Below are 20906 nucleotides of genomic sequence, written 5' to 3' on the forward strand. Positions count from 1 at the left end.
AAACTTAATTATTTAAGCTCCATAGTTGTGGTTGCAACTTGTTGAGGACCGTCAAAAACATTGATGGTATAACGCCCTTCAATTAGTTCTTCTTCATTAGCATTTACCAATACACAAACATCAAGCTCTTCTTGTTCGTAGAAAACTTTAGTAGAAGTACTGTAGTTTAAAACACCACTTTCAAACTCAATTGTGGATTTATCTCCAAGCAAATTGTTTTTAGGGTTAATTACTTGAACAAAAAGTAATCTGTCTCCTTTTTGAGCAATAATATTAGGAGTTAAAGTAAAACATGCTCTCACTTTATCTGCACGACTTGCTCTACGAGTATCTACAATTTTACCGCTGCTTCGAACAATAACCGCTTCTCCTCTTAAGTCAATTGCTTTTACTACCGAACCTTTTTTAATAGTTTCGGACATAGCAAGATTTTCCTGACTTACAGAATCAACCACTTTTATTGTTTGATTAATCATTGTTTTAGCACTATCAATCTCTACGGCAAGCATCCTGTTAGATTGTATTAAGCTATCGGCTCTTGCGAAAAGCATTTTACGCTCATCCTTTAAACGACCAATTTCAATTTTGTAACGCTGAATTAATGCTACGTTAGCTTCGGCTGTTTTTACTGAGTCTAATAAAACCTCGATACGCTCTCTTGCAGCAATAAGGTCTTTGTCTTTAAGTTCATTGTCTTTTATTAACTCATCATATTCTACGATAAGTTCTTCAAGATCAGTTTCAATTTCTGATTTTTGTTTTTCTAGTCCAGCTACTGTATTTTTACTATCGTTGTAAAGTGATACAGTGTAAACTCCTAGGCCAATTAAAAGCGCTGTTAAAACACCAATTAGTATTTTAAATTTTGTACTGTTGCTTTCGTTGTTCATAATTATATAGATGTTAGGTTTATGAAGCAAATGTAATACAAGGGTTCTTTTGCATTTGTTTATAAAATGGTAAAAAAAATTAAAATATGTTAAATCTTTTATTTCCAAAGATTTGCAATAGTTGTAAAAATAAATTGCTCCAAGGTGAAGAAATTATATGCGCTTATTGCAGACACCAATTGCCTTTAGCTTGTTTTCACCGCACTAACAACGATACCATGAAAAACATTTTTTATGGTAGATTCCCCTTAGAAAATGCAACCGCTTTAGTCATGTTTCAGAAAAAAGGGAGTACCCAAGAGATTTTACACAACCTAAAGTATCGCGGACAAAAAGAAATTAGTGCCTTTTTTGGCAAGTGGTTAGGAGCAGAATTGTCCCAAAATGATTCATACAAGTCCATAGATTTGGTTATTCCAGTACCCCTTCATAGGAAAAGACTAAAAAAAAGAGGATATAATCAGGTTTCTGGCTTTGGAAAAGAAATAGCGTCCAGCCTCAATGTTCCTTTTCGAGAAGATATTTTATTAAAAGTAAGCCAAACAGATTCGCAAGTATTCAAAAAAAGAATCACTCGTTTTGCCAGTGAAGAAATATTTACACTTTCCAAACCGGAAGAAATTACCAATAAACATGTTCTACTGGTTGATGATATTGTTACCACAGGAGCTACTATTGAAAACTGCGCACAACAATTACTTAAAAACACCCAAGCAAAACTTAGCATCGCTACCATGGCAATTGCCTAACAAAGTTTACTTATTTTTGTCTTCATGAAAAGCACTTTTTGGAAATTTTTAATTGTATTTGTTTGCATTTTGTGCTTTTCACAATGTGCTAAAAAAGGAACTCCAACTGGAGGACCAAAAGATACCATCCCACCTATTATTCTAAAAAGTAATCCTGAAAATTACAACACGCATTTTACAGGAGATGAAATACGAATTTATTTTGATGAAAACATAAAACTGAAAGATCTTCAGCAAAACCTCATCATTTCTCCTCCTTTAAAATATCAACCTGTTATTACTCCTGCTACATCTTCCAAAGTGTTGAAAATTAAAATTTTAGACACCTTAAAGGAAAATACCACCTATGTTTTCAATTTTGGAACCAGTATCACCGATAATAACGAAGGAAACGAGTTTGAATATTATAAATATGTCCTTTCAACTGGAGATTATATCGATAGCCTCACTGTAAAAGGAATCATCCATGATGGATTATTACCTGCACCCGACAAAAAAACAACTGTGATGCTTTATGAAGTTTCTGAAGCTTTTAAGGATTCTATTATTTTTTCAGAAAAGCCCACATACATTACCACTACTAAAGAAAAAGGATCTGATTTTGAATTAACTAATTTAAAAGACGGCACTTATTTACTGGTTGCACTACAAGAAGAAACGAGCAATTATACCTTTCAACCTAAAAAAGATAAAATTGCATTTCTAGAAAATTTTATTTCTGTCCCTGCCGACACGAGTTACAACCTAACCTTATTTAAAGAAGTTCCCGATTACAAAATGACACGACCCAGTCATATAAGTAAAAACAAGATAGACTTTGGTTTTGAAGGAAAAATCGATTCATTAACTATTACTCCTTTAAGTAGTTTGCCCGAAGATTTTACTTCCCAAATACTACGAGACAAACAAAAAGACACCTTGCACTATTGGTTTAAACCCGCTGTAAATATTGAAGAACAAGACACCTTAAGGTTCCTGGCTTCACGGAAGGGTCAATTGGACACATTAGTTGTAAAAATGCGCGATTTGTTTGCAGACTCGCTTCAAATTGGAAAATTATCTGCCAATATTATTACACCAAAAGACAGTATTAAAATAGGCGCAAATACGCCTTTATTATCTGTAAATGTTGAAAAATTTGAAGTTATGGATAAGGATTCTGTGACTTATGAAGTTGCCGTCTTTTTAGACAAAATAAAAAATGAAGCTTCTTTAATTTTTCCAAAGAAAGAAGATAATTCCTACCGAATTACGGTTCTGCCTGAAGCCTTTCAAGATTTCTTTGAAAAAACCAACGATACCTTAAAATTTGCGGTAAAAACGAATCCTCTATCGGACTATGGAACATTAAAATTCTTGCTTCAAAATATCAAGGAATTTCCAGTGCTTGTAGAATTGGTAGATGATAAGTTTAAACTTGTTGCTTCTGAATATTTAGTAGAAAATAAAGAAGTCTATTTTGATTACCTCACACCCAATAAATATTATTTAAGAATTATCTACGATTCTAATCAAAACAAGCAATGGGATACAGGTAACTTTCTCCTAAAGATACAGCCCGAAAAAATAGTGTACTATCCCAAACAAGTTGAAGTACGGAGTAATTGGGATGTTAACGAAATTTTTATTGTAGAGTAAAAGAGTCTCTATCCCTCAAGAATTGTAAATGCTCTCTATTTTGTTGAATATGCTCTTTTGAAAGTACAATAGTTTCCATAAATTCTTTTTCAAATGCTGGGATTGAAACTTGCTCCCCTAATATATCATACACAGCGCTGTGACCAATATATTCGTGACCGTTACCATCTAGACCCGTTCTATTAACGCCAACACAGTACGCCATATTTTCAATAGCTCTTGCTTTTAGCAAAGCATCCCAAGCTGCAATTCTCTTTTTAGGCCAATTAGCAACATACAGCAACACATCATAATCTTCTGTATTTCTTGCCCAGACAGGGAAGCGAAGATCATAGCAAACTAAAGGACAAATCCTCCAGTTTTTATAATCAATTATGAGCTTTGTATTTCCTGCCGTAAACACCTCATTTTCTCCCGCCAAAGTAAAGGTGTGTCTCTTATCGTAATATTGCAATATCTCATTTTTATATACAAACAATAACCGATTAAAAAATTGATTATCCTCCTTAATAATAACACTCCCAGCAATGGCTGCATCCACTTTTATAGACTGTTTTATCATCCATTGAAGCGTTGGTCCCTGCATAGCTTCGGCAAGAGTGGAAGCGTTCATCGTAAAGCCTGTGGTAAACATTTCTGGCAACACAATAAGATCTGTTTGTTCAGAAATGGTATCAATTTTTTCTGAAAACATCGCTCTATTAGCCTCGGGATTTTCCCAATGCAAATATGATTGTATTAGGGTTACTTTTAAATCGTTCATTGTAACAAATCTATGGCTTCTTTCATTCCCTGCATTATAGCATGGTCTAAAGCAGTTTTTCCACTATCATCTTTAATAGTTTTGTCGGCCCCATGTTCTATAAGCAACTTAATGATGTTTATCTTTTTAAACATGGTTGCATAAATCAATGCGGTAGCACCGTTGTAATTCTTTACATTAACATTGGCTCCGTAATTAATAAGTAACTTTGCAATGGCGTCATACCCCTTAAAACAAACACCCATTAATGCCGTATTTCCAGAAGCATCTTGCGTATCTATATCTTGAGGAATTTCTAAAATAGCTTTTGTAACTTGCTCATTCCCGTAATAGGTTGCTAATAATAAGGGCGTAGAGCCTCTTGCATCTTTCTGTTTTACATACTCAGGATTTTGAGAAAGCAAGTTTTTTACAGTCTCCAACTCTCCTTTTCGTATGGCATCAAATATGGATGTACTCATAATCGTAGTTAAAAAAAGCGGAACAGTAAAGTTACCATTCCGCTTTGGGTTTTACAATAGTGTTACATAATTAGTCCAAATCGAAACGATCCAGCATCATCACTTTATTCCAAGCTTTCACGAAGTCTTTAACAAATTTCTCTTTGGAATCTTCACAAGCGTAAACTTCGGCAAGGGCTCTTAATTCTGAATTTGAACCAAAAATTAAATCGGCTCTTGTTCCTGTCCATTTTACCTTTCCAGTGGCACGGTCCCTCCCTTCAAATACATCATCATTTTCAGAAACCGATTTCCAAGTAATATCAAAATCTAACAGATTTACAAAGAAATCATTGGTTAATACGCCTGGCTTATCTGTAAATATTCCGTGGTTGGAATGGTCATAATTTGCATGCAAAGCTCGCATTCCACCTACTAAAACTGTCATTTCAGGAGCTGTTAACGTAAGTAACTGCGCTTTATCTACCAATAACTCTTCAGCAGATACAACCATCCCTTTTTTAAGATAATTTCTAAAACCATCTCCTAGTGGCTCAAGTGCGTCAAAAGCTTCAGCGTCTGTTTGTGCTTCCGAAGCATCCGTACGCCCGGGTGTAAAAGGTACTTTTACATCATACCCAGCATCCTTTGCCGATTTTTCAACGGCTGCGCACCCACCAAGTACAATTAAGTCTGCTAAAGAAACTTTTTTATTTCCTGATTGAGTCTCATTAAATTCTTTCTGAATTCTACTTAACGTATCTAAGACTTTAGACAATTGTTCTGGGTTGTTGACCTCCCAGTTTTTCTGAGGTGCTAAACGTACTCTTGCGCCATTAGCACCACCTCGCATATCGGACCCTCTAAAGGTTGAAGCCGAAGCCCAAGCCGTTGTCACTAATTCTGAAACTGAAAGTCCTGAGGCTAAAATATTCTTTTTTAAGGCTGTAATATCATTGTCATTCACCAGTTCATAATCTACCGCTGGAATTGGGTCTTGCCAGATTAATTCTTCATTAGGTACTTCTGGCCCTAAATATCTTTGAATAGGTCCCATATCACGATGTGTAAGTTTAAACCAAGCGCGAGCATAGGCATCTGCAAATTCATCTGGATTTTCTAAAAAATGTCTAGAAATTTTCTCGTATGCTGGGTCAAATCGTAATGAAAGATCTGTGGTTAACATAAAGGGAGCGTGTTTCACATTTGGGTTGTGAGCATCTGGAATTGTTCCTACCCCTTCATCATTTTTAGGTTTCCATTGGTGAGCTCCAGCTGGACTTTTTGTTAATTCCCAGTCATATTTAAATAAATTTTCAAAGAACTTATGACTCCATTGTGTGGGTGAATCTGTCCAAGCACCTTCAATTCCACTAGTAATTGTATCGGCTCCTTTTCCAGTTCCATAGCTATTCTTCCAACCCATACTTTGCTCTTCAATACCAGCACCTGCAGGCTCAGCCGCTACATATTTTGAAGGATCTGCCGCCCCGTGTGTTTTACCAAAGGTATGCCCTCCAGCTATTAAGGCTACGGTTTCATAATCGTTCATCGCCATTCTTCCAAAGGTTTCACGAATGTCTTTTGCCGCTGCAATGGGGTCCGGATTTCCGTTAGGTCCTTCTGGATTCACATAAATTAATCCCATATGGGTTGCTCCCAATGGATTTTCAAGTTCTCCATTTTCTGAGTATCGTTCTTTATTTCCCATCCATTCGCCTTCAGATCCCCAATACACATCTTCTTCCGGTTGCCAAATATCTTCACGACCTCCTGCAAATCCAAACATTTTTAATCCCATAGATTCGTGCGCACAATTTCCAGCTAGAATTAATAAATCTGCCCAAGAAAGTTTCTTTCCGTATTTCTTTTTAATAGGCCAAAGTAATAATCGAGCCTTATCTAGGTTTGCGTTATCAGGCCAGCTATTTAGGGGTGCGAATCGTTGTGATCCAGAACCAGCGCCACCTCTACCGTCTTGAATTCTATAGGTCCCTGCTGCATGCCAAGCCATTCGAATAAATAATGGCCCGTAATGCCCATAATCTGCCGGCCACCACTCTTGACTGTTAGTCATTAGATCATTTAAATCTTTTTTAACAGCCGCTAAATCTAATTTTTGAAATTCTTCTCTATAATCATATCCTTCATCCATCGGGTCTGTTAAAGATGAATTTTGACGAAGAATATTTAATTTTAATTGGTTAGGCCACCATTCTCTATTAGATGTTCCTCCTCCAGCGGTTTGATTCATTTCACCGTTAAGAAAGGGACATTTTGCCGAAGTGTCATTTACATCCCAAACTTTTCCGTTATTATTACCATTGTTATCCATACTATAATTTTATTTTATGCTTTATTATGCTAAAATTACCACTCTTAAAACCAATTAAAAAGAAATTCTAATTGTATGTTTTAATCCTAGTATTGAAGAAACTTATATTACAAGTCTGTTACTATAATTTTTAGATATTATTTAAAATTGCGGCTGCCTGCTGGAGTGTTTCATTAGTTTTAGCAAAACAGACTCTAAGTTGTTTAAAATCTGCCTGATTTTTGTTAAAAACTGAAGTTGGAATGGAAGCTAACTTAAATTCTTTGGTTAACTTTTCAGCAAAAGCAATATCGCTTTCATCAGTAATTTTTGAATAATCCAATAGCTGAAAGTATGTCCCCTTCGAAGGCATAAATTGAAATTTTGAATCCTTAATTAAATTTAGAAAAAAATCGCGTTTTTCTTCATAAAAATTGGGTATAGATAAAAAACGAGACGGATTTTCTAAATAGTTTGCAAGCCCTTTTTGAACAGGATGATTTACACAGAACACATTGTATTGATGCACTTTTTGAAACTCTTTCATTAAATTCTCTGGTGCCAAACAATACCCCATTTTCCATCCAGTGTTATGAAAGGTTTTTCCAAAAGAAGCCGTGATAAAAGTCCGTTGCGAAAGTGCTTCAAAACGTGCTGCACTTTGATGAATTTCCGTATCAAAAATGATATGCTCGTACACCTCATCACTTAACACTAATAAATTGTGCTTGTCTGCCAATATTTGCAATTGAAGCATATCCTTTTCAGAAAAAACCGTGCCGCTTGGATTATGCGGACTATTAATAATAATCATTTTGGTATTTGCGGAAATAGCTTGAGCGACCTCACCCCAATTAGGTGTATAAAAAGGAGGTTTTAATTGAATAGCTTTTGTAACTCCACCAAAAAGTTTTATTGCAGGTTCATAACAATCATATGCTGGAGCAAAAATAATTACCTCATCTCCTTTATGAATGGTGGCAGCAATGGCCGTAAAAATAGCTTGCGTTGCTCCTGCCGTAATTGTTATTTCACTAGTAGGGTTATATTTTTTACCGTAAAGGGTTTGTACTTTCTCATAAATTCGTTCCCGCAATCCCAAATCTCCTTGCATAGGCGCATACTGATTAAATCCGTCTTTCATTGCCTTTGAAACAGCTTCGATGAGCACTGGGTCACTTTCAAAATTGGGAAACCCCTGGGAAAGATTAAGGGCTCCATATTCCGAAGCCATTTTACTCATGACTGTAAAAATACTTGTAGTGACGTTGGGAAGTTTCGATATCATGTTATAAAAATAGAAAATCCCGAGTGGAAAACTCAGGATTTTATAAAGTATACTTTTAATAATAGTAATTTATCCCTTCAAGCTTGCCGTTAAATATTCACGGTTCATACGAGCAATGTTTTCCAAAGAAATTCCTTTTGGGCATTCTACTTCACATGCTCCCGTATTGGTACAATTTCCGAAGCCTTCTTTGTCCATTTGCTCTACCATATTTAATACACGTTGTGTCGCTTCAACACGCCCTTGAGGTAACAATGCAAACTGACTTACCTTAGCAGAAGTAAAAAGCATAGCACTTGCATTTTTACATGCTGCAACACAAGCACCACAACCTATACAAGTGGCGGCTTCAAAAGATTCGTCTGCGTCGTGTTTGTTGATAGGAATGGCATTGGCATCAATAGTATTTCCTGAAGTATTCACAGAAATAAACCCTCCTGCCTGCTGAATTCTATCAAACGAACTACGATCTACCATTAAATCCTTAATCACTGGAAAGGCTTTAGCACGGAACGGCTCAATCACAATGGTATCTCCGTCAATAAACTTACGCATATGTAATTGACAGGTAGTAACAAGTCGATCTGGTCCGTGTGGCTCGCCATTAATTTGAAGCGAACATGACCCACAAATTCCTTCTCGGCAATCGTGATCAAAAACAACGGGGTCTTCACCTTTATCAATAAGTTGTTCGTTCAAAACATCCAGCATTTCCAAAAAGGACATGTCACCATCTACGCCATCTATAGCGTAGGTTTGCATACTCCCTTTCGCTTGGGCACTTTTTTGTCTCCAAATTTTTAATGTAAGCTTCATAGTCTATTTGTATGAACGGGTTTTTACTTCAATGTTTTCGTATTCTAAGCTTTCCTTATGCAATACCGCATCACTGGGCTCTCCTTTGTACTCCCAAGCAGCAACGTACATAAAGTTTTCGTCATCTCTTAGTGCTTCTCCTTCTTCGGTTTGGTATTCTTCTCTAAAGTGTCCACCACAAGATTCGTTTCTATGCAAGGCATCTTTTGCGAATAGTTCTCCCAATTCAAGGAAATCTGCAACGCGCATTGCTTTTTCAAGTTCAGGATTCATTTCATCCATAGTTCCTGGGACTTTTACTTCGCTCCAAAACTCAGCTCGTAAGGCTTTAATTTCTGAAATGGCTTCCTTAAGTCCTTTTTCGTTACGAGCCATTCCAACTTTATCCCACATGATTTTTCCTAAACGTTTATGGAAGTGATCCACACTTTTAGAACCCTTATTATTGATCAACTTTTCGAGCGTAGTTCTTACATTCTTTTCTGCCTCATCAAATTCTGGTAAGTCTGTTGAAATTTTTCCTGTTCTAATATCTTTTGAAAGATAATCCCCAATAGTATAAGGCAGCACAAAATATCCATCGGCTAAACCTTGCATTAAGGCACTTGCTCCCAACCTGTTGGCTCCGTGGTCACTAAAGTTAGCTTCCCCAGCAGAATAACAACCCGGGATAGTAGTCATTAAATTATAATCTACCCAAACGCCTCCCATGGTGTAATGAACCGCAGGATAAATCATCATAGGAGTTTTATATGGGTTTTGATCTACAATTTTCTCATACATCTGAAACAAGTTTCCATACTTATTCTCCACCACTTTTTCACCTAATTCGCGAATGATATCTACGGAAGGATTTTCAATATGGTTCATCACAGCTTGCTCTTTTCCGTAGCGCATAATAGCCGAAGAAAAATCCAAATACACCGCCTCTCCAGTTTTGTTAACACCAAAACCAGCATCGCAACGCTCTTTTGCAGCACGAGATGCTACATCACGAGGCACTAAGTTTCCGAAAGATGGATAACGTCTTTCTAAATAGTAATCTCTGTCTTCTTCAGCAAGGTCGGTAGGTTTTAATTTCCCTTCACGAATCGCTTTCGCATCTTCTAACTTTTTTGGAACCCAAATTCTACCGTCGTTTCTAAGGGATTCAGACATCAACGTTAACTTCGATTGGTGATCCCCAGAAACTGGAATACAAGTAGGGTGAATTTGCGTATAGCACGGATTTGCAAAATAGGCTCCTTTTTTATGAATTTTCCAAGAAGCAGTTACGTTACTTCCCATGGCATTGGTAGATAAGAAAAACACATTTCCGTATCCTCCTGTGGCAATTACCACGGCGTGAGCCGAATGTCTTTCGAGTTCTCCAGTAACTAAATCACGAGCGATTATTCCACGTGCCTTACCATCTACAATCACCAAATCAAGCATTTCGTGACGATTATAAGGCTTAATCTTTCCACGGTTAATTTGACGATTCATCGCAGAATAGGCTCCCAACAATAACTGCTGACCTGTTTGTCCTTTGGCATAAAATGTTCTTGAAACGAGTACCCCTCCAAACGAACGGTTATCTAGTAATCCTCCATATTCACGGGCAAACGGAACGCCTTGTGCCACACATTGATCTATAATATTTGCAGATACTTCTGCGAGGCGATACACATTTTCTTCGCGAGAGCGATAATCTCCTCCTTTAATAGTATCGTAAAAAAGACGATAGGTAGAATCCCCATCACCTTGGTAATTTTTTGCTGCGTTAATTCCTCCTTGTGCTGCAATGGAGTGCGCACGACGTGGAGAATCTTGGTAACAAAACGTTTTTACATTGTAACCCAATTCTGCAAGGGTTGCGGCGGCACTTCCTCCCGCTAATCCTGTTCCTACAACAATCACATCGATGTTACGTTTGTTGGCAGGGTTAACAAGGTTAATGTCGTTTTTATGTTTTGTCCACTTCTGGGCTAAAGGTCCTTTGGGTAATCGTGATTCTAATGACATATCGGTAGCTATTAGTGGATTAAATGGTTAATATGATGATAAAGAGCTATAAAAATAAAGCCCGCAGGAATTACAATAGCAAAGGCTTTTGTAAACCCTTTTAAACCTCTTGAATATTTATTGTTGAATCCCACACTTTGGAAAGCCGAAGCAAAGCCATGCCATAAATGCACCGCCAATAGAATAAAAGCAATTACATAAATAATGACACGGGAATGGCTTTCAAATTTATGAACGGTCTCTGCGTAATAACGAGTTGGGTCTTCTGGGTGAGACTCAATGTATTTGTGAACAATTTCAGGAATCCAAAAATCGTAAAAATGCAATCCTAAAAAAGCAAGAATCACGAGTCCAGAAATAATCATATTTCTAGAAGCCCAACTTGCATTAGCACTTCCTTTATAACTGGCATATTTTACGGCTCGGGCATTCCTATTTTTAATTTCAAGTACAAATCCCATCACAAAATGAAAAATTACACCAAAAATTAAAATGGGTTGTAAAACCCCCTGTACCAATCCATTGGTTCCCATGAAATGGGACCAACTATTAAAAGTGTCTGGTGCGATTACCGAAGTAAAATTTATAACAAAATGTTGTGCTAGAAAAAAGACCAAAAATAATCCAGAAAGTGCCATAGCCACTTTTCTGGCAATTGAGGAGGAGAGTAATCCCATAGTGTATCTTTTCAAAATTTCATTTACAAAAATACGGCTCAAAAGAATGATTGCCAAACTTTGACATTTCTTTTAAGCCGAATTTAGAACGGTTTTAAACAATAATAAAATCCTACTTGATTTCTAATTTTTGTTTTGCGGTTTTTCCAGAAATAGCCACCTCAACAGTATAACTTCCTTTGGCTAAATAATACTTCCCGTTTTGTGCTTTTGAAATTTTATTCCCAGCTTTTTCAAATGCCTTCACTCCCTTTTCGGAAAGTGTAACATCGTATTTTGAAAGATTAAACCCTTTTACCGCATCTACTTTCCATTGTTGTAATTCTTTTCCGTCTTCTGAAAAAACAGTAATCGTTGCTTTTCCTTCCGAAGGACTATAAAACTGAATATCCATTGAGGGTTCAAAGGCATCCCTCCACTCACTGAAACTACTTCCCCAACGTCGTGAAGCACGAAGTGGTTCTATAGCATTAACGAGTAAATTATCCTTGGTCTCTTCGGAAACTTGTTGTAATAAACTAATATTTGCTATATAAATAGACCTTCCGTGGGTACCTAATACCAAATCTTTTGCTTCAGGTTGCACTCTTATATCGTGAAAAGCTACATTAGGCAATCCTTCGGAAAAAGCTTCCCAACTTGCTCCTTTATTAAAAGAAACATAGGCGCCATTATCGGTCCCCAAATACAAAATATTCATGTTTTCTGAATCTTCGCGAATCACATTTACAGGAGATGCAGGAAGATTGCTACTAATGCTATTCCAAGTGTCTCCAAAATCTTCACTTACATAGACATATGATGTAAAATCATCCCAACGATACCCGTTTAAGGTAACATACACTCTTGCCTTTTTATGTTTTGAAGCTACTACACGACTCACCCATAAATCTTTTGGAAACGAATTTGAAATCTTTTTCCAATCGCCTCCAGCATTTCGTGTAACGTACACCAATCCATCATCACTTCCCGTATAAAGTAAACCAAACTGGAATGGAGATTCACTAATACTTGTAAGTGTTCCATAGGCAACATTTCCGGGTTTTCCCCCATTGGTAAGATCAAAGGAAATAGCCTCCCAATCGTCCCCTTTGTTCATACTTCGCATCAATTTATTTCCACCCAAATACAATATATCTTGGTTATGCGAACTTAATAAAATAGGAGTTTGCCAGTTGAAGCGATACGGACTTTCACCTAATTCATGCTTTGGCTGTATGTATTTATTTTCATTGGTATCTCGATGCAATCGATAGTAATTTCCAAACTGAAAACCCGTATACACAATGTTGTTGTTACGATTGTCTATTTCTACTTGCATACCGTCACCCCCCATAATCATTTCATACGGATATTTTCCAGATTGATGCCAATATACATCCTCTTCAGTTTCATTTGAGCCAACCCAAACCCCATTGTCTTGCAAGCCACCATACACATTATACGGTTTAGCATTGTCTACATTTATGGCATAAAACTGTCCCACTGCTGGCGTATTACATTTTGTCCAATTTTTCCCATCATCATAACTTATATTTACCCCGCCATCGTTCCCATTAATTAAATGACCTGACATTTTAGGGTTAATCCAAAGGGCGTGATGATCGGCATGCACATTATCGGCATCGATGGAAGTAAAAGTTTTTCCGCCGTCTTTCGATTTTAAAATAGGAACTCCATAAATGTAAATTCCGTTGGGATTGTTAGGGTCTACATGAATTTTTCCGAAGTAATACCCATAGGAATAATAAATCCCATCGAGATAGCCTTTATGAGTTTTATTCCACGTTTTTCCAGCATCGGTACTTTTATACACTTCGGCACCAATAACAGGCGTATCGAATAATAAAGTGTTCGCATCTTCAAGATACTTTGCCAAATCCATAGGAACCACACCACCACTACTGACCATTTGCTTCACATTGTCTGCCTTGTATTTATCCTGAAATCCATTGTTACGCAAATAACTCTCTAGCTTAGTATTATCTAAATTCAGGAAAGCCTCTTTACTCATAGATTTGAAATCCTCTTTGGTAAGTCCTTCTACTTTATCTTCCTTTTCTTTATCTCTTAAAAACTGATTGTCGTGAATAGCATACACCGTATTTTCATCAACAACAGCTAGTCCAATTCTACCCACACCATCCCCTGTTGGGAATCCGCTAGCAGCACTAGAAACAATGGTCCATGTATTTCCTGCATCCACACTTTTGTAAATGGCACTTCCTTCTCCATTGCCTTTAAAATTCCAAGCTTTTCGGTCTTTGTCCCAAGAAGAGGCATACATTAAATTGAAATTATTAGGATGTACATCCATTTCAATAATTCCTGTATGGGTATTTATAAAAAGGGTTTTGTTCCAGGTTTTTCCACCATCGAAAGTTTTAAAGACACCACGCTCAGTATTTTCAGAATACAAATGCCCAGTAACTCCCACGACCAATTCCTCTGGATTACTTGGGTTAATTAAAATCTTGGCAATATGATGCGAATCTTTCAATCCCATATTCTGCCAAGTCTTTCCGTTGTTGGTGCTTTTTAAAAGTCCAATGCCAGCATAGCTGGAGCGAGATGCATTAACTTCTCCCGTACCCACCCAAATCGTTCTATTTTTCCAATCTACAGCTAGCGACCCTACATTTTGGGTAGGACTAGTATCCAAAACAGGCTCGAAACTCGTTCCATTATTGACCGTATGCCAAACGCCCCCACTGGCATAACCTACATAAAATTCGGTAGGATTGACAGGGTTCACTGCAATGTCTACCACACGACCACTCATTACTGACGGTCCAATATTTCTAAAAGGCAGATTTTTAACTAAAGAATTTTTTGTGAGTTGCTCCTTTTGCTGAAGCGCTTTATCAACTTCGCTTACGGAAGTTGCAGGTTGTTGTGCAAAAAAATGAATGGAAATTCCTAAAAATAGAAAGGTGATAAAATTTTTCATTTTGGGTTGGTTTAATTATGGAAAAATACAGAACAACTAATTTACGGCAAAATAATTTGTCCAAGTTTAACACCCTTACTAAATTTAGTTATGTAATTTCGGCTCAATCAAATAAGCTTGTGAAACCTTCAAAAGAACTTTTAGAACATAGTATAAAAAGGATTTTAAACACAAAAAATCTTGAAGACTCAATTCCTGAAATCGTATCCTGCTTTGAAGTTTTACATTTAAAAAAAAATGAATTTTTTGTAGCGGAAGGTAACATTTGTCGCTATTTCTGTTTTGTGGAAAGTGGTATTTTACAGCATTCCATTATAGTTTCAGGGGAAGAAAAAACCACTTATTTAGCATTAAAAAACACCTACACTTCGGCCTTAAAAAGCTTTAAAAACCAAATACCATCAAGAAAAAACATCAAAGCCATAAGCCCTTGTTCACTATGGATTTTAACTATTGATACGTTTAATTTTTTACTGCAAAACAACGAAGCTTTCTTTCAGTTTTATTTCCATTTAATTGAAAATCAGATTTTTTTAATCGACGATTATCGCATCAACCTGCTTACCCTTTCTCCAGAAGAGCGTTACCAAAACATGCTCCTTAACGAACCCTATTTATTGCAACAAGTTCCGCTACGCTATTTAGCGTCTTTTTTAGGAATTTCGACACGGCATATGAGTAGGATTCGAAAAAATACGATTTAACGCCATTTGGCTACTTTTTTCTTCAATGCATTCCGTAATTTTGAAGAAATCAAATTTTTGAACAAATGAAATACCTTCCTATAGACCGAAAATTATACATCAAAAATCGCAAAAACTTTATGGCACAAATGAAGCCCAAAAGTATTGCTGTTTTTAATAGTAACGATATTTATCCTGTAAGTGCCGATAGCACCATGCCTTTTAACCAGCATCGTGATATTTTGTATTTAAGCGGTGTTGACCAAGAGGAAAGCATCCTTTTGTTGTTTCCGGAAGCTCATGAAGAAAAGCACAGAGAGGTCCTTTTTTTAAGAGAAACCAATGATCACATTGCTGTGTGGGAAGGGGAAAAGTTGACCAAAGAAAGAGCATTTGAAGTAAGCGGAATTAAAACCGTGTATTGGCTAAGTGAATTTGATAAAATCTTTTTCGAATTGATGACCGAAGCCGAAACGATTTATTTTAACACCAACGAGCATTACCGCCAAAGTGTAGAAACCGAAACGCGTGAAGATCGTTTCATTAAAAAAACTAAAGAACAATTTCCAGCGCATTCTTGGGCAAAAAGCAATCCTATTTTACAACGTCTGCGCTCTATAAAAGATGCTATTGAAATTGATTTATTACAAACCGCTTGTAACATTACCGAAAAAGGTTTTAGAAGAGTCCTCAATTTTGTAAAACCTGGCGTTTGGGAATATGAAATTGAAGCTGAATATATCCACGAATTTGTGCGCAATCGATCCAAAGGATTTTCCTACACCCCCATTATTGCCAGTGGAAATAATGCTAATGTGCTTCATTATATTGAAAACAACCAACCATGTAAAGATGGCGACCTCATCTTAATGGATGTGGGTGCAGAATATGCCAATTACAGTAGCGACATGACCCGTACCATTCCAGTTAATGGGAAATTTACGAAGCGACAAAAAGAGGTGTACAATGCGGTAAACCGTGTAAAAGTTGAAGCCACCAAGATGCTGGTTCCTGGAAATTTTTGGAAAGAATACCACGTAGAAGTGGGTAAATTAATGACTTCAGAATTGTTGGGGTTAGGATTAATTGATAAGGCCGATGTTCAAAATGAAAATCCAGATTGGCCAGCATATAAAAAATACTTTATGCATGGGACGAGTCATCATATGGGATTAGATACTCACGATTACGGAATTTTATGGGAACCCATGAAAGCCAATATGGTCTTTACCGTAGAGCCAGGCATTTATATCCCTGAGGAAGGATTTGGAGTGCGGTTGGAAGACGATGTGGTCATTCAGTCAAAAGGAGAGCCTTTTAACCTTATGAAAAACATCCCCATTGAAGCCGATGAAATTGAAGAGTTAATGAATTAAAAAAAGCCCCGAAAAATGCGGGGCTTTTTTATGATTTTGGGCAAAAAAAGTTAGACGTGCAACACACTGTTTTCTGCACCAGCGTAATCATTCCACGCATACGCATCTGCTTGCTCATCGTTTGTATAGGTTCCGTCAACGATATAACGAAACTCATACGATTGGTCTTTATCTAAATCTAAGGTCCCTTTAAAGGTTCCGTTTTTTAATTTTTTAAGCGGAGTTTTCTTTGCGCTCCATCCATTAAAAGATCCTACAACTTTTACTTCTTTAGCTTCCTCTGCAGGAACCGTAAAAGTTACTTTACAAACTGGCTTGCTCTTTAAATATTGTTTTGTAATTGCCATGATTATTAGTTTTAAAATTCGTCTTCAAATCTAAAACACAAAAGTTCTTCTACAAACCTTTAACTGCTAAAATATCAGCGTTTTACGAATATGATAATATGTCAAAGGCTTTATTAATGAGTTCACAAAAAAAACAGTAATAAAATGATGATTTACTAAGAAAATGTGTCTTTTTAAGGAGCCTTTTTTCAGAAAAAAATGGACGACATCGTTTTCGATTTTTAGAGAAAATGTTAAAAAAGTAAGGAAAACGTCAATTTTCTTCTAAAAGAGTTTCAGAATTGTTGTTTTTTTGAATAATATTAAGCAAAATAAAAGTTACCATAGCTGGTAAAATCCAACCCATATTTTGATGCGCTAACGGAATGAAATTTTTAATCACTCCCCAATTCTCTTCGGGTAAAATCACTCCCAAAAAATCGGGAATACTAAATAAAAATGTCACTAAAACAACCCCTCTAAAAATCAACTTTGAAGTATAGTTTTGGGGCAGTACATTTAACAATATCAAAACTATTGTAATAGGGTAAATAAACATAAGTGCTGGGAAGGCAATCGCTATAATATAATTTACGGGTAATTGTCCCATAACAACACCTAAAATACAGCCAAGAATTGCGGTAATTTGATAGGCTTTTGGGGCTTGATTTGTAATTTCTTTTACAAAATCGGCTGTTCCAGTAACAATTCCAACGGCAGTCGTAAAACATGCTAATGCCACCAAAACTGCTAAAAAAGCGGTGCCGATATTCCCTAAGGATTGGACACTTACAAAGGTTAAAAATTGTGCCCTGTCACCTACTTCTGGCAATAAACTATAATGCGCTCCTAAAGCAATAAGTCCAGCGTACATTAAAAATAAAGCTGTCCCAGCCCAAAGACCAGCTTTACCAATAATTTTCTTTTTTTCAGTAAACGATAATTTTGTTTGAAATGATAATGATATTACAATGACGCCACCCACAACAACACCACCAATTGCGTCAAAAGTTTGATAGCCCTCAAGAATTCCTGAAGTAAAATTGTTTTCAAAAATGCTAGCGCGAAGCATTTCTACTTCTGAAGAAAGCCCAATGACAATTATCAAAAATAAGATGATAAAGATAAGGGGGGTAAGAAATTTACCAACGATATTTAAAATTTTGGATCTATTTAGAACAAAAATGAGTACTAGCATAAAATATAGGGTACTAGTCCAAATCGAGGAAATGGAAAAATAAGGGGCAATAGCCATTTCATAAGTTACAGAAGCCGTTCGTGGAGATGGCAACGTAATAGAAATGATGTATATAATTATCGCAAAAAGTAGTGCAAATTTTGAGGAGACTTTTTTCCCAAAATCAAGTAACGAACCTTGCAATTTTGCATGTCCATAAATGGCCAAAATAGGAATGACCACGGCAGAAACTAAAAACCCCAGCAACACCCAAAACCAATCCTGCCCACTATTATAGCCTAAAAAAGGCGGCAAAATGAGGTTGCCAGCACCAAAAAAAAGTGAAAACAAAGCAAAAGCTACTATAAAGGTTTGTTTGGTGTGTTTCATTGGCAGATATTTGCCCGTGAAGATAGAAAAATGATTTTTCAGTACGACAATACCTCTATTTATTATGAAACTCACGGCAAAGGTCAAGCCATGGTCTTATTGCACGGGTTTTTGGAGAGCTCCTCTATTTGGAAGAATTTTATTAAACCGCTTTCTGAAAAATACACGGTTATCCTTATTGACCTTCCTGGACATGGAAAAAGTGATTCTATTTCCGAAACTCATTCCATGGAATTGATGGCAGAAGTTGTAAATGAACTACTTCATTTTTTAAAAATTGACAAAGCAATTTTTGTAGGGCACTCCATGGGTGGATATGTTGCATTGGCTTTTACAGAACTTTTTGAAGAAAAAGTTTTAAAATTAATTTTATTGAATTCTACAACTGAAGCCGATAACGATGAACGAATAGAAAACAGAAATAGGGCCCTTCAGTTACTAAAAAAACAAAAGAAAACTTTTATTGGGATGGCTATATCGAATCTTTTTTCTGAAAAAACAAGATTACAATTTCCCAAAGAAATTGTAATCTTGAAAGAAGAAGTCTATCAATTTACCACAAAGGGTATATCAGCAAATATAAAAGGGTTGAGAGACAGGAAAGATAGAACAGAAATCCTTAAGAAGTTCCCTCGAACAAAATGGATTGTATGTGGAAATGAAGATCCCATCGTCCCGATTTCAAGTTCAAAAAGAATAGCAAAGGATACGAATTCTGAGATAAAAATTCTTCATAGCACTCATATGAGTTGGTTAGAAAATCAAGAGGAAATTGTTAAATTTTTGCTTTTTATCGATTAATTTTACTTTTTATCGATTTTTATTAAAAAAAATTATATATTTAGTTCATCCAAAAATTGAAAACCATGAACTATAACTCCCCAACCAAATCGTTTTCCTTTTCTGGTATCGTTTGCAGTACATTTGGACATGATTATTTAATTACCCGAAAGGTAACCAACCACATAAAAGAATATAGATGTTCTCATTGTGGAAAAGAAGTAACTAATACTTTTTCAGGAAACTTAGAAATCTTAACCTCCAAAAACAAAAAAATTAATTCATCACTGGCTTTGTTTTTTGAAAAGAAAATGAAGCGTTATTCTGTAGCATCATGAAGAAAAAAATGCTATGTAAGTTATTAGGACATCGATTTGTAAGTATTAAAAAGGAGGATATCCTTATTAAGGAATACAAATGTACTTGTTGTGATAAGAAATTTACTGTAGATGGCTATGGTAGGATTGTAAAACTTTCTAAATACTGGGAAGACAATAATCTAGTGTTCGAAAGAAAGTTCAGAAATAGAGCTGCCGTATAACTATTCTTCTTGTAAAGAATTCCACCCTCTTGCAATTACCGGTATCTTTGTATTTGCTCTCGTAATTAAATGTATTCCTTCTTTTTGGGCAGTGATATGCCCAATAACAGTTAAGTTTGGATTTGCCTTAATCTTTGGAAAATCTTCTGTTTTAATAGTAAATAGTAACTCATAATCTTCTCCGCCACTCATGGCTATGGTTGTGCTATCTAGCTCAAACTCTTCACAGGTTGAAATTACTTGTGGGTCTAACGGAATTTTATCTTCGTAAATATTACAACCTGTTTTTGATGCTTTACAGATGTGAAGTATTTCAGAAGACAACCCATCGCTAATATCAATCATGGATGTTGGAACAACTTCCAACTCTTTCAATAGGGAAACAATATCTTTTCGTGCTTGGGGTTTTAGTTGCCTCTCAACTAAATAGGTATATGGTTCTAAATCGGGTTGCGAATTGGGATTCGCTTTAAAAACTTGTTTTTCACGTTCCAAAACTTGAAGCCCCAAATACGCACCGCCAATATCTCCAGAAATAACCAGTAAATCATTTTCTTTTGCCCCGCTACGGTAAACAATATCTTCTTTTTTGGCCTCTCCAATCGCCGTAATACTAATAATTAAGCCCGATGTAGAAGAAGTAGTATCTCCTCCCACGAGGTCTACATTGTAAATTTTACAAGCCGTTTTTATTCCATCGTAAAGTTCATCCAAAGCTTCAACAGGAAATCTATTAGAAACAGCGATAGAAACAGTAATTTGTTTAGGCTGTGCATTCATAGCATATACATCACTTAAATTTACTATCACAGCTTTGTATCCCAAATGCTTTAAAGGCATATAGCCTAGATCAAAATGAACACCTTCAACTAATAAATCTGTAGTTATTATCTTCTGTAATTCGATATCCCCACTAATTACTGCAGCATCATCCCCAATACCTTTTACTGAAGATTTATGTCTCAATTTAATGCCTCTTGTTAAGTGGTCAATTAATCCAAATTCTCCTAGCTCAGAAATCTTAGTATTGGACTTGTTTTTATCTTCTATCATACTTATAAAATATCAAGGAGCAAAAATACAATTTCAGAAACGAAGTATCCT

At 36.2% G+C, this 20906-nt stretch carries 19 protein-coding genes; 7 read left to right on the forward strand and 12 right to left on the reverse strand.

The window, feature by feature from the left end:
• Positions 1-8 precede the first annotated feature (8 nt).
• On the reverse strand, positions 9-890 hold the full coding sequence (locus KXJ69_RS03060) for a DUF8428 domain-containing protein (RefSeq protein WP_219051142.1): 882 nt from the start codon (positions 888-890) through the stop codon (positions 9-11).
• A 218-nt stretch (positions 891-1108) separates the two neighbouring features.
• Between KXJ69_RS03060 and KXJ69_RS03065 the strand changes: the two genes are divergently transcribed.
• A complete protein-coding gene (locus KXJ69_RS03065; protein ID WP_308701022.1) occupies positions 1109-1639 on the forward strand; it encodes a ComF family protein in 531 nt (176 codons plus the stop codon).
• Positions 1640-1663: 24 nt separating this feature from the next.
• Positions 1664-3277 carry an Ig-like domain-containing domain gene (locus KXJ69_RS03070; protein ID WP_219051146.1) on the forward strand — a complete coding sequence of 538 codons (1614 nt, stop codon included), beginning with the start codon at positions 1664-1666 and terminating at the stop codon, positions 3275-3277.
• Here KXJ69_RS03070 and KXJ69_RS03075 read toward each other — a convergent pair.
• The 8 genes from KXJ69_RS03075 to KXJ69_RS03110 all read right to left on the reverse strand — a co-directional run bounded on the left by KXJ69_RS03075 (position 3264) and on the right by KXJ69_RS03110 (position 14529).
• A complete protein-coding gene (locus KXJ69_RS03075; protein WP_219051148.1) occupies positions 3264-4040 on the reverse strand; it encodes an amidohydrolase in 777 nt (258 codons plus the stop codon). The genes KXJ69_RS03070 and KXJ69_RS03075 overlap by 14 nt on opposite strands.
• The gene (locus KXJ69_RS03080) at positions 4037-4501 is read right to left on the reverse strand and encodes an ankyrin repeat domain-containing protein (RefSeq protein ID WP_219051150.1); all 465 of its coding nucleotides are present in this window, start codon (positions 4499-4501) and stop codon (positions 4037-4039) included. The genes KXJ69_RS03075 and KXJ69_RS03080 overlap by 4 nt, the downstream gene beginning before the upstream one ends.
• A 70-nt stretch (positions 4502-4571) precedes the next feature.
• Positions 4572-6815, reverse strand: a complete 2244-nt coding sequence (katG, locus tag KXJ69_RS03085) for a catalase/peroxidase HPI (RefSeq protein WP_219051152.1) — start codon at positions 6813-6815, stop codon at positions 4572-4574.
• 130 nt (positions 6816-6945) lie between these two features.
• Positions 6946-8082 (reverse strand): methionine aminotransferase, encoded by a 1137-nt coding sequence (locus tag KXJ69_RS03090; RefSeq protein WP_219051154.1) that lies wholly within the window; start codon positions 8080-8082, stop codon positions 6946-6948.
• 69 nt (positions 8083-8151) lie between these two features.
• Positions 8152-8898, reverse strand: a complete 747-nt coding sequence (locus KXJ69_RS03095; RefSeq protein ID WP_219051156.1) for a succinate dehydrogenase/fumarate reductase iron-sulfur subunit — start codon at positions 8896-8898, stop codon at positions 8152-8154.
• A 3-nt stretch (positions 8899-8901) separates the two neighbouring features.
• Positions 8902-10902 carry a fumarate reductase/succinate dehydrogenase flavoprotein subunit gene (locus KXJ69_RS03100; protein WP_219051158.1) on the reverse strand — a complete coding sequence of 667 codons (2001 nt, stop codon included), beginning with the start codon at positions 10900-10902 and terminating at the stop codon, positions 8902-8904.
• Positions 10903-10913: 11 nt separating this feature from the next.
• Entirely contained in the window at positions 10914-11579 is a 666-nt protein-coding gene (locus tag KXJ69_RS03105) for a succinate dehydrogenase cytochrome b subunit (RefSeq protein ID WP_219051160.1), read from the reverse strand.
• Between the two features lie 112 nt (positions 11580-11691).
• Complete coding sequence (locus KXJ69_RS03110) at positions 11692-14529, reverse strand: WD40/YVTN/BNR-like repeat-containing protein (protein ID WP_219051162.1); 2838 nt, start codon at positions 14527-14529, stop codon at positions 11692-11694.
• A 119-nt stretch (positions 14530-14648) separates the two neighbouring features.
• On the opposite strand from KXJ69_RS03110, the gene KXJ69_RS03115 reads away from it, so the two are divergent.
• Positions 14649-15233, forward strand: coding sequence for a Crp/Fnr family transcriptional regulator (locus KXJ69_RS03115; RefSeq protein WP_308701023.1), 585 nt, complete (start codon positions 14649-14651; stop codon positions 15231-15233).
• A gap of 65 nt (positions 15234-15298) precedes the next feature.
• On the forward strand, positions 15299-16588 hold the full coding sequence (locus KXJ69_RS03120) for an aminopeptidase P family protein (protein WP_219051166.1): 1290 nt from the start codon (positions 15299-15301) through the stop codon (positions 16586-16588).
• Positions 16589-16638: 50 nt separating this feature from the next.
• Here the strand turns inward: KXJ69_RS03120 and KXJ69_RS03125 are convergent, their stop codons facing one another.
• Both KXJ69_RS03125 and brnQ read right to left on the reverse strand, forming a co-directional pair.
• Complete coding sequence (locus KXJ69_RS03125) at positions 16639-16935, reverse strand: isoamylase early set domain-containing protein (protein ID WP_219051168.1); 297 nt, start codon at positions 16933-16935, stop codon at positions 16639-16641.
• Positions 16936-17188: 253 nt separating this feature from the next.
• The gene (gene brnQ, locus KXJ69_RS03130; RefSeq protein ID WP_219051170.1) at positions 17189-18481 is read right to left on the reverse strand and encodes a branched-chain amino acid transport system II carrier protein; all 1293 of its coding nucleotides are present in this window, start codon (positions 18479-18481) and stop codon (positions 17189-17191) included.
• 30 nt (positions 18482-18511) lie between these two features.
• On the opposite strand from brnQ, the gene KXJ69_RS03135 reads away from it, so the two are divergent.
• The 3 genes from KXJ69_RS03135 to KXJ69_RS03145 all read left to right on the forward strand — a co-directional run bounded on the left by KXJ69_RS03135 (position 18512) and on the right by KXJ69_RS03145 (position 19802).
• Entirely contained in the window at positions 18512-19282 is a 771-nt protein-coding gene (locus tag KXJ69_RS03135; protein ID WP_219051172.1) for an alpha/beta fold hydrolase, read from the forward strand.
• 65 nt (positions 19283-19347) lie between these two features.
• Positions 19348-19599, forward strand: a complete 252-nt coding sequence (locus KXJ69_RS03140; RefSeq protein WP_219051174.1) for a DUF1660 family phage protein — start codon at positions 19348-19350, stop codon at positions 19597-19599.
• Positions 19596-19802: a DUF1660 family phage protein gene (locus KXJ69_RS03145; protein ID WP_219051176.1), complete on the forward strand. Its 207-nt coding sequence runs from the start codon at positions 19596-19598 to the stop codon at positions 19800-19802. Before KXJ69_RS03140 ends, KXJ69_RS03145 begins: the two co-directional genes overlap by 4 nt.
• Here the strand turns inward: KXJ69_RS03145 and thiL are convergent, their stop codons facing one another.
• Positions 19803-20855, reverse strand: coding sequence for a thiamine-phosphate kinase (gene thiL, locus KXJ69_RS03150; RefSeq protein WP_219051178.1), 1053 nt, complete (start codon positions 20853-20855; stop codon positions 19803-19805).
• Between the last annotated feature and the right edge of the window lie 51 nt (positions 20856-20906).

The sequence above is a fragment of the Halomarinibacterium sedimenti genome (genome assembly GCF_019312585.1).
In the GTDB taxonomy this organism is placed as follows: Bacteria; Bacteroidota; Bacteroidia; order Flavobacteriales; family Flavobacteriaceae; genus Halomarinibacterium; species Halomarinibacterium sedimenti.

Bases quoted from the DNA above. Each gene is read 5' to 3' on its own strand.
- KXJ69_RS03135 (WP_219051172.1), top strand. From the start codon at position 18,512: ATGATTTTTCAGTACGACAATACCTCTATTTATTATGAAACTCACGGC.
- KXJ69_RS03070 (WP_219051146.1), top strand. From the start codon at position 1,664: ATGAAAAGCACTTTTTGGAAATTTTTAATTGTATTTGTTTGCATTTTG.
- katG (WP_219051152.1), bottom strand. From the start codon at position 6,815: ATGGATAACAATGGTAATAATAACGGAAAAGTTTGGGATGTAAATGAC.
- KXJ69_RS03075 (WP_219051148.1), bottom strand. From the start codon at position 4,040: ATGAACGATTTAAAAGTAACCCTAATACAATCATATTTGCATTGGGAA.
- KXJ69_RS03090 (WP_219051154.1), bottom strand. From the start codon at position 8,082: ATGATATCGAAACTTCCCAACGTCACTACAAGTATTTTTACAGTCATG.
- KXJ69_RS03100 (WP_219051158.1), bottom strand. From the start codon at position 10,902: ATGTCATTAGAATCACGATTACCCAAAGGACCTTTAGCCCAGAAGTGG.
- KXJ69_RS03095 (WP_219051156.1), bottom strand. From the start codon at position 8,898: ATGAAGCTTACATTAAAAATTTGGAGACAAAAAAGTGCCCAAGCGAAA.
- KXJ69_RS03105 (WP_219051160.1), bottom strand. From the start codon at position 11,579: ATGGGATTACTCTCCTCCTCAATTGCCAGAAAAGTGGCTATGGCACTT.
- KXJ69_RS03120 (WP_219051166.1), top strand. From the start codon at position 15,299: ATGAAATACCTTCCTATAGACCGAAAATTATACATCAAAAATCGCAAA.
- KXJ69_RS03145 (WP_219051176.1), top strand. From the start codon at position 19,596: ATGAAGAAAAAAATGCTATGTAAGTTATTAGGACATCGATTTGTAAGT.
- brnQ (WP_219051170.1), bottom strand. From the start codon at position 18,481: ATGAAACACACCAAACAAACCTTTATAGTAGCTTTTGCTTTGTTTTCA.
- KXJ69_RS03060 (WP_219051142.1), bottom strand. From the start codon at position 890: ATGAACAACGAAAGCAACAGTACAAAATTTAAAATACTAATTGGTGTT.
- KXJ69_RS03110 (WP_219051162.1), bottom strand. From the start codon at position 14,529: ATGAAAAATTTTATCACCTTTCTATTTTTAGGAATTTCCATTCATTTT.
- KXJ69_RS03140 (WP_219051174.1), top strand. From the start codon at position 19,348: ATGAACTATAACTCCCCAACCAAATCGTTTTCCTTTTCTGGTATCGTT.
- KXJ69_RS03065 (WP_308701022.1), top strand. From the start codon at position 1,109: ATGAAAAACATTTTTTATGGTAGATTCCCCTTAGAAAATGCAACCGCT.
- KXJ69_RS03080 (WP_219051150.1), bottom strand. From the start codon at position 4,501: ATGAGTACATCCATATTTGATGCCATACGAAAAGGAGAGTTGGAGACT.
- thiL (WP_219051178.1), bottom strand. From the start codon at position 20,855: ATGATAGAAGATAAAAACAAGTCCAATACTAAGATTTCTGAGCTAGGA.
- KXJ69_RS03125 (WP_219051168.1), bottom strand. From the start codon at position 16,935: ATGGCAATTACAAAACAATATTTAAAGAGCAAGCCAGTTTGTAAAGTA.